The sequence below is a fragment of the Telluria sp. RB2R28 genome (genome assembly GCF_059685835.1).
The window spans coordinates 26,753-39,791 of the sequence record NZ_JCASIK010000010.1 but is presented as its reverse complement, the minus strand read 5'-3'; the positions used below and the strand labels follow the sequence as shown (position 1 = coordinate 39,791).

The following is a 13,039-nucleotide window of genomic DNA, read 5'->3' as shown; positions in this document are numbered from 1 at the left end:
ATGGACGATATCGTAAAACAGGCAATGGCCAAGTGGCCAAACGTACCGCACTGCTACGGCTGGCTCGCGCTCGACGCGCGCGGCCACTGGCGCATGCGCGACGAAGCGACCCAGCAGGCCGGCTTGCCCGGTGACCGGCTCGAAAACGAGAAACTGGTGGGGTTCATCAACCGCAATTACCTGCACGACGAGCGGGGCAACTGGTATTTCCAGAATGGCCCGCAGCGCGTGTACGTGAATCTGGAGGCCGCGCCGTTCATTGCACGCACTGATCCGCAGCAGGGTTTGTTGTTGCAGACCGGGCAGGCACTGACGGCTGTCGAGCACGTGTTTCTGAGCGATGCCGGCGCCGTGCTGTTTGCCGCCGGCGAAATCGTGGCGCAGCTCGATGACCGCGATGTGGCGCAGGTGCTGGGCCAGTTCACACTGGATGGCCGAAGCGCATCGGACGACGCCGTGATGGCGTGGCTGGGCGGCGGGGCTGGCACGCTGGCGTTGCCGTGGCAGGGCAAGGTCTTCACTGTGGAACGGGTGGCGGACGCCGACCTCGCGCAGCGGTTCGGGTTCAACAGGATGCCGGCGCCATAAGCAGGTGATGGTGACCAGGTGATCTGGCTGCCAATCCGCCCGCGCCACGTAGGGTGGAAGGCTCCGCCTTCCACGCGGTGATTGTTGCCGGGGCCGCTTCCGGGCCGGATGATCTCGCTGCCAACCATCACCGCGTGGACGGGGAACCCGTCCACCCTACCGTGATGGTCATTACCGGCTCCACGTTCAGGCCGGCTGATCTGGCTGCCCGTCAATCGTCCTTCTCTTCCTTGTCCTTCTTTTGCTGCGCCTCGAGTTCGCGGGCGCGCGCGTCGATCACGGCCTGGTCGTAGAACGATGCGTCACGCGCCTTGCGCGCCAGCTCGAGCTGCGCCATCGCTGCCGGCGTGGCGCCGGCCAGCACATACGATTCGGCCAGCGCCATGTGCTGCAGCGCGATCTTGCCCTGCTTTGCGTAGGCCTTGGCCAACAGATCCTGCAGCTTGTATTCCTCGCGGTATTGCTGCGACTGGTCACGCAGAAAGCGCGTGGCCTCATCGAGTTTGCCGGTGGCGATCATGGCGTCGGCATACTGGTGCGCCAGCGAGCGCGACAGTGGGAAGCGCGCGTGCATCGTCTCGGCTTCCTTCACGGCCTCGGCCAGCACCGACGCCGGCTGGCCCGGCGCCATTTTGATCTCGATCGCCAGACCCGCGTACATGGTCGCGCCATCGCCAACGTTCGACGCCACCGACAGCACGCCTTCGCGTGGCTTCATCGTCTCGCGCGACTTGTCGAGCCAGCTCTGCGCGTCAGCCAGGTTGCCCTGCTTGAGCGCCAGATAGGCCAGGCCATACTGCGCGCCGGCCTGCTGATGGCGGTGCGTTTCCCTGAGCTGCGTGTTGAACGCACTGCGCGTGTTGCGCTGGCCCTGCTCGCTTGGCTCCTGCAGCACGCGGATGCGCGCGCGCACCAGGTGAAAGTCGAGGCTGTCGACGCGCTGCTTCTTGGGCATTTCGCGGATGCGCGCCTGCATGTCGCTGATGCGCTCCTGGGTCAATGGGTGGCTGCTCAGGTTGCTCAAACCTGTCGGCAGTTCGCCATACAACTTTGACGCATTTTGAAGGCGCCGGAAAAACGCGACGATACCGGTGGTGTCGTAGCCGCCCGCCTCCATGATCTGGAAGCCCACGCGGTCGGCCTCGCGCTCGGCGTCACGGCTGAAGTTCAGCTGGCGCTGCACCACCAGGCCCTGGCCGCCCATCAGCACGCCCATCGCCGCATCCGAGCCGGCCTTGGCGGCCAGCGCCGCCAGGATCATCGACGCCAGCGGCAGCAGGATATCCTGGCGCTGCTGGCCCAGCATGCGCGCGATGTGGCGCTGCGTGACGTGGCCGATCTCGTGCGCCACGACGCCGGCCAGTTCGGATTCGGTCTGGGCTGCGATGACCAGGCCCGAGTGCGCACCGATGAAGCCGCCCGGCAGCGCGAACGCGTTCAGCGCCGCATCGCGCACCGCAAAGAAATGAAAATCGGCATTGGTCTCGCCGCGCGCACCGGGCGCCGCAGCCACGAGGCCATTGCCAAAATTATTCAGGTATTCGGAGATCGGTTCGTCGTCGAGGTAATCGCGGTCGCGCCGGATGTCGCGCATGATCTCTTCGCCCAGCTTGCGCTCGACGACCGGCGACAGGTCGACGCGCGCGGTGTCGCCCAGCGTCGGCAAGTGGATGTGGTCGGGGCGCTGGAGCGGATCGGACTGGGCGGCCACGGCAAACGCTGCCGTCGTGCACAGGGCGACGGCGGTCAGGACGGGGCGCCAGCGGCGCACGGATGCTGGTCGGACGACAGATTTCACGGTGCTATCATAACCGTATCCGCACGCACCCTGCTGCTCCCAGAACACTTTGTTACCCAACGATACCAAGCCATTCATGACGCCTTCCACCCCGACCGCAGACCATCTGACCCACTTCGACGCCACCGGCCAGGCCCATATGGTCGATGTCGGCGCCAAACAGGACACGCACCGCATCGCGGTGGCCGCCGGCACCATCCGCATGCAGCCGGCCACGCTGGCCCTGATCACGTCAGGCAGCGCAAAAAAAGGGGACGTGATCGGCATTGCCCGCATCGCTGCGATCATGGCCTCCAAGCGCACGAGCGACCTGGTGCCGCTGTGTCACCCACTACCGATCACGCGCGTGGCGGTCGATTTTGAGATTGATGAGGCTGCCAACAGCGTCCATTGCCGTGCACAGGTGGAAACCATCGGCAAGACCGGCGTCGAGATGGAAGCGTTGACGAGCGTGCAGGTGGGCCTGCTCACCGTGTATGACATGTGTAAGGCAGTCGACCGCGGCATGGTCATGACCAATGTGCGGGTGCTGGAAAAGCATGGTGGCAAGAGCGGTGACTGGACGGCGCAGCCCGAGGACTAACGCTCGGGGGCGCCTCGTTCCAGCGTGTTCAGACTACTGAAACAGTCAGGGTTACGGAGCGGACAAAGTCAGTTTGCGGCCGATCTGCAGTTCCCGTGGATCGTTGATGTTGTTCCACTTCGCCAGATCGCCATGCTGGATATTGTTTTTCTCTGCGATGCTCCACAGCGTGTCGCCCTGGTCGACCACGTACGTGCCCTCGCCGCCGGATGCAGTCATCCCTGCCGCCGATGAGCCCGATGCGGAGGATGACGCCGCCGGCGTGGTTTCGGTAGCCGGCGTCTCGGGCACCAGGACCGCTGCCGGGGTAGGTGCCTCGACCGGCGCTGACGCGACAGGCGGGGTAGCGACTGGTGCGGGAGTGACGGGCTCAGGCGCATCTTTATTACATGCGACCAGCAGGGGGATGCAAGCAAGTGCAGTCAGTAGCGTTTTCATGTCGACCTCTATGGTTGTTGGAAAGGATATGCCTCCACATGACGGCAATGCACCACCGGCTTGTGCAGCCAGAGCAGTGCCGGATACTCTCGAACTCTCATGATAGGCGCTATGATCAAAAAATCAAGACATATTGTACAAATGTAGTTTGATCGACTCTGCTCGTGGCCTGGGTCACCGCCAGCCCAGCTCGCGCATTCGGATGACCTCAGCCTTTCGGCAACGGCAACCCTTCCGTGATGGCCAGATGCTCCATCGCATCTTCCATCACGACGCGCGCCCGCCCTGCCGCCATCTTCAGCCGCGCATGCAGCGCCTCGTCACCCGGATTGCGGTGGGCGCATTGGTCGCTGTAGCGCTCGAAGCTGGAAATCATCATCAGGATCTCGGACAAGTGTCGGGGACATTCGCAATCGAGGCGGATGCCGGCCGCCGTCATGATGTTGCCCAGCGCCTCCTCGTCAAAGCGGGGCGGCGCCACGGGCGGCAGCGGCTGCTCCTGCAGCGGCGGACGGTGGCCCGTCAGGGCCGACTGGCACAGCAACGCCAGTTCGGACAGGTCAGCCGGAATGCGCGCCACCAGGCAGCCTTGGGCGCGCAGGGCGCGAATCGTGGCACTGGAACAAAAGCGGTACAGCACCACGACGGCTGCGACACCGCTGGCCTCGCGCGCGGCGGCAATCGGCGCCAGGCCGGTATCGTCGAGTTCGGACTGCTCGATCACCAGCACGTCAGCCCCGGCATCGCGCGGCAACGCCAGCGCCTGTGCGAGAGTGGCGCAATGACCGCGCACGTCCAGGCCCAGCGCAGCCTGGCCGGTGGCGGCGATCCGGCGCGACAGCATGGCGCCGACCAGCAGCACGCGCGCCGGCGAGGTGGCAATCGCCCTCGCCTGGCCATCCAGGCCCAGCATCGATTGCAGCTGTTCACGGTTCAAGCCGGCCAGCACGCCGATCGAATGGCCCTGGTCGACCAGTTGCTTGAGCAAACCGAGACGTGCGACCTGTTCGGCCGAATACAGGCGCTGGCCGCGCTCCGAGCGCTGCGCATCCGACAGGCTGTAGCGGCGCTCCCAGACGCGTAGCGTTTCTACCGGCAAACCCGCCAGACGCGCAGCTGCGCCGGTTCGGTACATGATCGGTTCATGATGAGATCTTAAAGAGTTTTCCATGATATCGTCCCTTGATTGAACCTTTATTATGCTACACAAACGGTGCACACGTTAGACACGGGAACAAAATAAGCCTACATTTGTCTTAACGCGGTTCACACCGAACTGCAAAAACCACATGGAGTCATACGATGAAAAAATTTCTGATCGCCCTGCCACTCGCTTTCGCCTTCGGCGCCGCCAACGCAGCAGATATCGTTGATACCGCCAAATCGGCTGGCACGTTCAATACGCTGGTCACGGCTGTCCAGGCTGCCGGCCTGACCGACACCCTGAAGGGTCCGGGCCCATTCACCGTGTTCGCACCGACCGACGCCGCATTTGCCAAGATTCCAAAAGCCAAACTCGACGCGCTGCTGAAAGACAAGGCTGCGCTGACCAAGGTGCTGACCTACCACGTGGTGCCAGGCACTGTGAAGGCCGCCGACGTCAAGCCAGGCGACGTCAAGACCGTCGAAGGCAGCGCCTTCAAGGTGAAGGTCGCCGGCGGTAAAGTCATGGTCGACAAGGCCACCGTCACCAAGACCGACATCGTCGCCGACAACGGCGTGATCCACGTGATCGACACGGTCATCATGCCAAAATAATCACAAACTTCCCGTGCGTTAGGGAACGTTGAAGCGCCCCCGCTGACCGGCTTTGCCGGATCGCGGGGGCGTTGTCGTATCGGCTGGCCTGGCGCGCGTGGTACATTCCCGGCTTGCCTGCGGCACCCGGCCGCGGGACTGATCGACGAGGATGGCATGAAATTTCGTTTGATGACGATGGCAGCGGCGACCCTGGCCGCCACCACCGCTATGGCCGCGCCGCGCGGCTTCACCGTGGAAGACCTGGTCAATATGGAACGGGTCGGCAGCCCGGCCGTATCGCCCGACGCCACGCGCGTGATTTACACCGTGCGCAGCACCGACATGGAAAAGAACCGCGGCAACACCCAACTCTGGATGATCGACCTGCGCGCCGCCAAGCCGACGCCGCAGCGCCTGACCGACCATGCGTCGAGCAGCGCCGATCCGGAATGGTCGCCGTCGGGCGACGCTGTGTATTTCCTGTCCGCGCGCTCGGGCTCGTCGCAGGTATGGCGCCAGCCGGTGGCCGGCGGCGCGCCCGTCAAGGTCACTGACCTGCCGCTGGACGTCGACAACTTCCGCGTCGCGCCTACCGGCGACCGGCTGGCGTTCAGCCTGGCGGTGTTCCGCGACTGCGCCGACCTGGCCTGCACCAAGGCCCGGCTCGATGCGAAAGAAAAAGAAAAGGCCACCGGCAAGGTGTATGACCGCCTGTTCGCACGCCACTGGGATACCTGGAGCGACCACCGCAATGCGGTGCTGTTCTCGGCGCCGATCGGCGCGGCAGGCGCGATCACCGGCGAGCCGGTCAGCCTGTCGGGCTCGCTCGACGGCGACGTGCCCTCGAAGCCTTTCGGTGACCGCGAAGAGTACCGCTTCAGCCCGGATGGCAAGACGGTCGTATTCTCGGCCCGCATCGCCGGCAAGACGGAAGCCTGGTCGACCAACTTCGACCTGTACAGCGTGCCTGCCGCAGGCGGCGCTGCCCCACGCAACCTGACGGCGGACAATCCGGCCTGGGACACCAAGGGCACGTTCTCGCCCGATGGCCGCACGCTGGCCTATCTGGCGATGGCGCGCCCCGGCTTCGAGGCCGACCGCTACCAGATCATGCTGATGGATGTGGCGACCGGCCAGAAGCGCCCGCTGGCGGCGAACTGGGACCGCTCGGCCGGCAGCCTGGTCTGGCGCGCCGATGGCAAGGCGCTGATCGTCGATGCGGAAGACATCGGCCAGCATCGCCTGTTCTCCATCGACGTGGCGGGCGGCAAGGTCACCCCGCTGACCGACACCGGCGCCGTGGGTGCCTTCGACCTGCGCCGCGATACGCTGGTCTATACCCATGCGAACCTGTCCGCTGGTGCGCAATTGTTCTCGATGAAGCTGGGCGCCAAGCCGAAGCAACTGACCACGTTGAACACCGAGCTGCTGAAAGATGTGCGCTGGGGCGAGGCGGAGCAGTTCTCGTTTGCTGGCGCCAATGGCGACACCGTGTACGGTTACGTGATGAAGCCGTGGAATGCGCAGCCGGGCCAGAAATATCCGGTGGCATTCATCGTCCACGGCGGGCCGCAAGGCAGCTTCGGCAACAGCTGGAGCTACCGCTGGAATCCGCAGACCTATGCCGGCGCGGGTTACGCGGCCGTGTTCATCGACTTCCACGGTTCGACCGGCTACGGCCAGAAGTTCACCGACTCGATCAGCAACGACTGGGGCGGCAAGCCGCTGGTCGACCTGCAAAAAGGCTACGACGCGGCGGTGAAGATGTTCCCATGGCTGGACCGTTCACGCGATTGCGCACTGGGCGCATCGTACGGCGGCTACATGATGAACTGGATCGCCGGCAACTGGTCGGATGAGTTCAAGTGCATCGTCAATCACGACGGCGTGTTCGACACGCGCGGCATGGCCTACTCGACCGAGGAGCAGTGGTTCACGGACTGGGAAAACGGCGGGCCTTACTACAAGGTGCCGGAGAACCATGAGCGCTTCAATCCGGTTCATCACGTTGCGAAGTGGAAGACGCCGATGCTGGTGATCCAGGGCGATCTGGACTTCCGGATCCCGACAGCGCAGGGGCTGGGGACGTTCACGGCGCTGCAGCGTCAGGGCGTTGAGAGCAAGCTGCTGGTGTTCCCGGATGAGAATCACTGGGTGCTCAAGCCGGCGAACTCGGTGCAGTGGCATCACACTGTCATCGGGTGGCTGGATCAGTATTTGAAGGCGCAGCCGAAAAAATAAGGCTCGAATGCAAAAAGCCCGCTGGGAAGCGGGCTTTTTTTCTGCGCTACTTGAAGATATTAACCGCCTGCTGGAGGAGTAGGGGTAGTGGTAGCAGCAGTTGGATTGTTTTTGGTGATTGCTTCTGCAGCGACTTCGTTGGCGACGGTGGTTTCGTTGGTCCAAACCAAGTTAGCGGCTTCGGCATCCGTCGATGGCTTCATCGTGATGGTGCCAGTGACATCAGTACCGATACCACTAGCCAGAGTGATCAAGATCTCGCCTTCATCGACAGCGACGCTCGCGATTTCTTTGGTGGTGAAGGTCTCTGGAATGCCGTTGTCACCCCCATTGCAATTAGTCAAGGCGCCGCCGTTTTCTTGTGCGCACACACCGACAGCGGTCTTGATCGAAGCGACCGACGACAGCACCGATGCGATCTTCGCCTTGATGGTGTAGTTGCTGTACTGCGGAATTGCCACTGCAGCCAGAATACCGATAATCGCAACGACGATCATCAATTCGATCAGGGTGAAGCCGCCTTCGGCTTTTTTGCTTGGCATTTGCTTGAAGTTCATTTTAAATCTCCAGGGTGAGTATTTCAAAAAAGTGGACCTACGTATCTTGTGCTGCTCACTGCTACGCTTTCTTATATGCAAGCGCTGTGCCAGCCCAAAAATGACGGAAAACGCTCGATTTTATTAATCCGCAGTCAACAAAACCCTGTCTCAGCACAAAAAACGGCACCCTGAATGACAATTTTTGTCAGTGCCGTGCGGCAATTTTTGTCACGTGCGATCTGTATCAACAAAAAGCGGCGCACCAAATAGAAAACGGGGAGCTCACGCTCCCCGTCTTATCTTTCGATCAATAGATCGGCAGAATTACAGCATGGCCTTCAGCAGACGCGCCATTTCCGACGGGTTCTTGGTGACGGTGATGCCGCAGGCTTCCATGATTTCCAGCTTGGCTTGCGCGGTATCCGCACCGCCCGAGATCAGCGCGCCGGCGTGGCCCATGCGCTTGCCTGGTGGCGCGGTGACGCCAGCGATGAAGCCGACGACTGGCTTCTTCATGTTGTCCTTGATCCAGTAAGCCGCGTTGGCTTCGTCAGGACCACCGATTTCGCCGATCATGATGACCGCGTCGGTATCAGGATCGTCGTTGAACATCTGCATGACGTCGATGTGCTTCAGACCGTTGATCGGGTCACCACCGATGCCGACTGCCGACGACTGGCCCAGGCCCAGTGCGGTCAGCTGTGCAACTGCTTCATACGTCAGGGTACCCGAACGCGAGACGACGCCGATGCGGCCCTTGCGGTGGATGTGACCTGGCATGATGCCGATCTTGATTTCGTCAGGGGTGATCAGGCCTGGGCAGTTAGGGCCCAGCAGCAGGGTCTTCGAACCTGCTTTGGCCATACGGTCCTTGATTTCCATCATGTCACGGACTGGAATGCCTTCGGTGATGCAAATTGCCAGGTCCAGCTCGGCTTCGACGGCTTCCCAGATTGCAGCGGCTGCGCCTGCTGGTGGGACGTAGATGACCGACACGTTGGCGCCGGTTTCTTTTTTCGCTTCAGCAACGGTGGCGAAAATCGGGATGCCTTCGAAATCTTCGCCGGCTTTCTTCGGGTTCACGCCAGCAACGAATGCTTCCTTGCCGTTTGCGTACTCGCGGCACATGCGGGTGTGGAACTGACCGGTCTTGCCGGTGATGCCCTGGGTGACTACTTTGGTATCTTTGTTGATCAGAATCGACATTTTTTTATTTCCTTAGCAATTAGGCTTGACCGGCAGCAGCGGCGACGACCGACTTGGCTGCGTCTTCCATCGTGTCTGCGGCGATGATTGGCAGGCCCGATTCGGCCAGCATCTTCTTGCCCAGGTCTTCGTTGGTGCCCTTCATGCGCACGACCAGCGGCACTTGCAGCGAAACGGCTTTCGATGCAGCGATCACGCCTTCGGCGATGACGTCGCAACGCATGATGCCGCCGAAGATGTTGACCAGGATGGCTTTCAGGTCAGGGTTCTTCAGCATGATCTTGAACGCTTCGGTCACTTTCTCAGCCGTGGCGCCACCGCCGACGTCGAGGAAGTTGGCTGGCTCGCCGCCGAACAGCTTGATGGTGTCCATGGTGGCCATGGCCAGGCCGGCGCCGTTCACCAGGCAGCCGATGTTGCCGTCGAGCGAGATGTAGGCCAGGTCGAATTTCGATGCTTCGACTTCAGCTGGATCTTCTTCGTCCAGATCGCGGTAAGCGACGATTTCAGGACGGCGATACAGGGCGTTCGCGTCGAAGTTGAATTTGGCGTCCAGAGCGATGATCTTGCCGCTGCCGGTGACGATCAGCGGGTTGATTTCGGCCAGCGATGCATCGGTTTCCCAGTAGGCTTTGTACAGGCCCTGCAGGTTCGCGCGTGCGTCGGCGATCGAGCCGGCTGGCACACCGATCTTGGCGGCGACGTCATCAGCCTGCTCATCGGTCAGGCCGACTTTTGGGTCGATGATGACGTTGTGGATTTTTTCCGGGTTGCTGTGCGCGACTTCTTCGATGTCCATGCCGCCTTCCGACGAGGCCATCAGCACGACTTTCTGGCTGACGCGGTCGGTGACGAGCGAGACATACAGTTCTTGTTTGATGTCGGCGCCCTCTTCGACCATCAGGCGACGGACTTTCTGGCCTTCCGGGCTGGTCTGGTGCGTGATCAGCTGCATGCCCATGATCTGGTCAGCGTATTCCTTGACCTGCTCGAGCGATTTGGCGACCTTGACACCGCCGCCCTTGCCACGGCCACCAGCGTGGATCTGTGCCTTGACGACCCAGACCGGACCACCCAGTTCTTCAGCAGCTTTGACAGCCTCTTCGACCGACATGCACGGAATGCCGCGCGGAACGGTCACCCCGAATTTTCGGAGGATTTCTTTGCCCTGATACTCATGGATCTTCATGCTGGCTTCCCTTCTATCTATTACTGAATTAGAAACGGTTGAACTACAGAAAAAACAAACGACGACTTAACCCGCCACGGCCTTGATGGACCAGCGCGGGTAATATTTGGCCACGGCGGGGCCGTCGCTGCGCAGGGCATGGCAACGGTCGAGCTCAAATGGACGGTCGGATGACGTGACGCCTTGCCCGCCTGGGGCATCGACGGTGTCGTCAGCAAAGGCTTGTAGCGCTGCAGTGGGCAGCACCTGGGCCAGTTCGGTCAGATGGGTGCAACCGAGCACGCCAGACAGGCGGTCTTTCAGATGCAACCGGAAATGGTTCACGAGCGAGAGCCCGATCAACTTCTTGTAGGCAGGGCCGATGGTATCGCAAAAGCCCGGATACGGGACGGCATCGGATGCGGCTTCGGCATCAACGATGTTCAGGTCGCGGTCGATCGTGACGCGCAGCTTCAGGTCGTGCACTGGCGTGCCGCCGGGCCGTTCGCCGGAAGCAAGTTCAACAGTACGCGTTTTCACATCGCGGATGCTGGCATCAAGATCCCACATGCCATCGTCGCGCGCATAGGCATCGACTGTGATGGCGCGCGTATGCCGGAGCGAGCGCGATACGGGAAGAGACAAAGGCATAAATACCAGTGCCGTCGAGACGGCGGTTAGTGATGCAGCCGGTGTGCTAGTGCACGTCACCGCAGCTTCTGCGGCAACAACCGCTCATGCGGCGCTGCTTAAACCCGTAAAGTTTATCACAGCGTCCCGCCCGGCGCATCGCTAAAAGGGGACATCACGGCCAACGTCGACGGAGATGCCGGCACTTGGCAGGCGCTTGACGGCGTGTTTGACGCATATGGTATGCGCATGAAGGACAGCCTCCAGGGGCTACCATTCATGCTGTGAATGAGAGATATGGATTTTCGTTGTGAATGCTGCAGACGTAAGAAAGCGCCAGCGTGCAGCGCCATCGCCCGTTGAGGAATATGCCTTGGCATATCGGGGATGACGCTCCACGCTGGCGCCTGGGGCAGCCTGGAGTCGAACTTCTTGACTGCAAGCGATTACGAGAACGTTAATTAGTCGGGAAACTCATCGTCATCGGGCGCGCCCTGCATCGCCGCACGCGCCGCGCGCTGGGAAAAACCCCGCTGCAGCAGGAATCGCATCTGCTTGGCGCGCGCCGCGGCATCCTCGGCGACCGTGCCAAATTTGCGTTGCCAGACTTCGACCGCACGCGCGGTCTCGCTGTCGGACAGCCCGGCCTTGATCTCGACCAGGGCGTCGCTTGTTAAACCATGATTTTTCAATTCGGCCATCACGCGACTGTCGCCATAACGGCTCGCTTTACGGTTGACCAGGGATTCGGCAAAGCGCTCCTGCGACAACCAGTTATTTTTTTCAAGAAAATCGAGCAGGGCATCGACGTCATCCCCCTCTTCCGCATACTTGGACAGCTTGCGGCGCAGTTCGAAGCGGCTGTGCTCGCGCTGGGACAGATAGCGCAGCGCGCGGCCCTTGAGACTCAGTACGGGTGCTCGCATGGGTAACGTCAGCCCATCAGCATGGCGCCAGGCGCCGGTGGCAAGCTGCTGCCACCGCGCCCTGCGCCGGCTGATTATTCACCAACCGCCTGCAGCTTCGGCTTGTCGTCGCCACCGATCGTCGGCGGCAGTTCGCGCACACCCAAGGCGGTACGGACCTTGTTTTCGATCTCGCGCGCCAGGGCTGGACGGTCACGCAGGAACTGACGCGCGTTGTCTTTACCCTGACCAATACGCTCGCCGTTGTAGCTGTACCACGAGCCCGACTTCTCGACGATTTTGTTATCTGCGCCGAGATCCAGAATTTCGCCTTCACGGGACGTGCCTTCTCCATAAAGAATGTCGAAGTGCGCTTCTTTAAATGGCGGGGCGATCTTGTTCTTGACGACCTTGACCTTGGTTTCGTTACCGATCACTTCGTCGCCCGACTTGATCGAGCCGGTACGACGGATGTCCAGGCGCACCGATGCGTAGAACTTCAGCGCGTTACCACCGGTGGTGGTCTCGGGGCTGCCGAACATGACACCGATCTTCATGCGGATCTGGTTGATGAAGATGACCAGCGTGTTGGTGCGGTTGATCGAGCCAGTGAGCTTGCGCAGCGCTTGCGACATCAGACGCGCCTGCAGGCCGGGCAACGAGTCACCCATGTCGCCTTCGATTTCGGCGCGTGGCGTCAGGGCCGCGACCGAGTCGATGACGACCAGGTCGACACTGCCCGAGCGCACCAGCGCGTCGGTGATTTCAAGCGCCTGCTCGCCGGTATCCGGCTGCGAAATCAGCAGTTCGCTCAGGTTGATACCCAGCTTTTGCGCGTAGGTGACGTCGAGTGCGTGCTCGGCGTCGATGAACGCGCAGGTGCCACCCAGTTTTTGCATCTGGGCGATGGTCTGCAGCGTCAGGGTGGTTTTACCCGACGATTCAGGACCGTAGATCTCGACGATACGGCCGCGCGGCAGGCCGCCGACGCCCAGCGCGATGTCCAGGCCCAGCGAGCCGGTGGAGACCGTTTGTACTTCTTCGACCGGCGTGTTCGCATCCATGCGCATCACCGAGCCCTTGCCGAACTGCTTTTCAATCTGCGCCAGGGCGGCAGCCAGCGCCTTGCCCTTATCAGCGGCGTTCAATGCGGTTTTTTTGTCGTCCATGGTGTACTTTCTGTCGTGGAGTAGGCAAGGTGTG

The 13,039-nt window shown here is 61.6% G+C and carries 13 protein-coding genes; 4 read left to right on the top strand and 9 right to left on the bottom strand.

Annotated elements, in window-relative coordinates; genetic code table 11:
- Positions 1-588: a DUF2946 family protein gene (locus tag AC56LV_RS23920; RefSeq protein ID WP_499561385.1), complete on the top strand. Its 588-nt coding sequence runs from the start codon at positions 1-3 to the stop codon at positions 586-588.
- Between the two features lie 211 nt (positions 589-799).
- On the opposite strand, the gene AC56LV_RS23915 is transcribed toward AC56LV_RS23920, so the two are convergent.
- On the bottom strand, positions 800-2,338 hold the full coding sequence (locus AC56LV_RS23915; protein WP_499456809.1) for a M48 family metalloprotease: 1,539 nt from the start codon (positions 2,336-2,338) through the stop codon (positions 800-802).
- A 124-nt stretch (positions 2,339-2,462) separates the two neighbouring features.
- Here AC56LV_RS23915 and moaC point away from each other — a divergent pair, with 124 nt between their 5' ends.
- Positions 2,463-2,969, top strand: coding sequence for a cyclic pyranopterin monophosphate synthase MoaC (gene moaC / locus AC56LV_RS23910; protein WP_499561383.1), 507 nt, complete (start codon positions 2,463-2,465; stop codon positions 2,967-2,969).
- Between the two features lie 51 nt (positions 2,970-3,020).
- On the opposite strand, the gene AC56LV_RS23905 is transcribed toward moaC, so the two are convergent.
- Both AC56LV_RS23905 and AC56LV_RS23900 read right to left on the bottom strand, forming a co-directional pair.
- The gene (locus AC56LV_RS23905; RefSeq protein WP_499561381.1) at positions 3,021-3,407 is read right to left on the bottom strand and encodes a LysM peptidoglycan-binding domain-containing protein; all 387 of its coding nucleotides are present in this window, start codon (positions 3,405-3,407) and stop codon (positions 3,021-3,023) included.
- Between the two features lie 208 nt (positions 3,408-3,615).
- Positions 3,616-4,542, bottom strand: coding sequence for a MerR family transcriptional regulator (locus AC56LV_RS23900; RefSeq protein WP_499561379.1), 927 nt, complete (start codon positions 4,540-4,542; stop codon positions 3,616-3,618).
- Between the two features lie 167 nt (positions 4,543-4,709).
- Here AC56LV_RS23900 and AC56LV_RS23895 point away from each other — a divergent pair, with 167 nt between their 5' ends.
- Complete coding sequence (locus tag AC56LV_RS23895) at positions 4,710-5,165, top strand: fasciclin domain-containing protein (protein WP_183556134.1); 456 nt, start codon at positions 4,710-4,712, stop codon at positions 5,163-5,165.
- A gap of 156 nt (positions 5,166-5,321) precedes the next feature.
- Entirely contained in the window at positions 5,322-7,388 is a 2,067-nt protein-coding gene (locus tag AC56LV_RS23890; protein WP_499561377.1) for a S9 family peptidase, read from the top strand.
- 59 nt (positions 7,389-7,447) lie between these two features.
- Here the strand turns inward: AC56LV_RS23890 and AC56LV_RS23885 are convergent, their stop codons facing one another.
- The 6 genes from AC56LV_RS23885 to recA form a co-directional block, all read right to left on the bottom strand.
- Complete coding sequence (locus AC56LV_RS23885; protein WP_499561375.1) at positions 7,448-7,945, bottom strand: pilin; 498 nt, start codon at positions 7,943-7,945, stop codon at positions 7,448-7,450.
- A 306-nt stretch (positions 7,946-8,251) separates the two neighbouring features.
- Positions 8,252-9,133 carry a succinate--CoA ligase subunit alpha gene (gene sucD, locus AC56LV_RS23880; protein ID WP_332532790.1) on the bottom strand — a complete coding sequence of 294 codons (882 nt, stop codon included), beginning with the start codon at positions 9,131-9,133 and terminating at the stop codon, positions 8,252-8,254.
- A 19-nt stretch (positions 9,134-9,152) separates the two neighbouring features.
- The gene (gene sucC / locus AC56LV_RS23875) at positions 9,153-10,322 is read right to left on the bottom strand and encodes an ADP-forming succinate--CoA ligase subunit beta (RefSeq protein WP_183556131.1); all 1,170 of its coding nucleotides are present in this window, start codon (positions 10,320-10,322) and stop codon (positions 9,153-9,155) included.
- Between the two features lie 66 nt (positions 10,323-10,388).
- Positions 10,389-10,952, bottom strand: coding sequence for a DUF2889 domain-containing protein (locus tag AC56LV_RS23870; protein ID WP_332532788.1), 564 nt, complete (start codon positions 10,950-10,952; stop codon positions 10,389-10,391).
- A gap of 440 nt (positions 10,953-11,392) precedes the next feature.
- Complete coding sequence (recX, locus tag AC56LV_RS23865; protein WP_499561373.1) at positions 11,393-11,857, bottom strand: recombination regulator RecX; 465 nt, start codon at positions 11,855-11,857, stop codon at positions 11,393-11,395.
- A 74-nt stretch (positions 11,858-11,931) separates the two neighbouring features.
- Positions 11,932-13,005, bottom strand: coding sequence for a recombinase RecA (recA, locus tag AC56LV_RS23860; protein WP_183556129.1), 1,074 nt, complete (start codon positions 13,003-13,005; stop codon positions 11,932-11,934).
- Positions 13,006-13,039: the final 34 nt, after the last annotated feature.

What these genes read in the sequence shown, in the direction of transcription:
- sucC (WP_183556131.1), bottom strand. Translation starts at nt 10,322, where the DNA reads ATGAAGATCCATGAGTATCAGGGCAAAGAAATCCTCCGAAAATTCGGG.
- AC56LV_RS23890 (WP_499561377.1), top strand. Translation starts at nt 5,322, where the DNA reads ATGAAATTTCGTTTGATGACGATGGCAGCGGCGACCCTGGCCGCCACC.
- AC56LV_RS23905 (WP_499561381.1), bottom strand. Translation starts at nt 3,407, where the DNA reads ATGAAAACGCTACTGACTGCACTTGCTTGCATCCCCCTGCTGGTCGCA.
- moaC (WP_499561383.1), top strand. Translation starts at nt 2,463, where the DNA reads ATGACGCCTTCCACCCCGACCGCAGACCATCTGACCCACTTCGACGCC.
- AC56LV_RS23900 (WP_499561379.1), bottom strand. Translation starts at nt 4,542, where the DNA reads ATGTACCGAACCGGCGCAGCTGCGCGTCTGGCGGGTTTGCCGGTAGAA.
- AC56LV_RS23885 (WP_499561375.1), bottom strand. Translation starts at nt 7,945, where the DNA reads ATGAACTTCAAGCAAATGCCAAGCAAAAAAGCCGAAGGCGGCTTCACC.
- recA (WP_183556129.1), bottom strand. Translation starts at nt 13,005, where the DNA reads ATGGACGACAAAAAAACCGCATTGAACGCCGCTGATAAGGGCAAGGCG.
- AC56LV_RS23920 (WP_499561385.1), top strand. Translation starts at nt 1, where the DNA reads ATGGACGATATCGTAAAACAGGCAATGGCCAAGTGGCCAAACGTACCG.
- sucD (WP_332532790.1), bottom strand. Translation starts at nt 9,133, where the DNA reads ATGTCGATTCTGATCAACAAAGATACCAAAGTAGTCACCCAGGGCATC.
- recX (WP_499561373.1), bottom strand. Translation starts at nt 11,857, where the DNA reads ATGCGAGCACCCGTACTGAGTCTCAAGGGCCGCGCGCTGCGCTATCTG.
- AC56LV_RS23870 (WP_332532788.1), bottom strand. Translation starts at nt 10,952, where the DNA reads ATGCCTTTGTCTCTTCCCGTATCGCGCTCGCTCCGGCATACGCGCGCC.
- AC56LV_RS23895 (WP_183556134.1), top strand. Translation starts at nt 4,710, where the DNA reads ATGAAAAAATTTCTGATCGCCCTGCCACTCGCTTTCGCCTTCGGCGCC.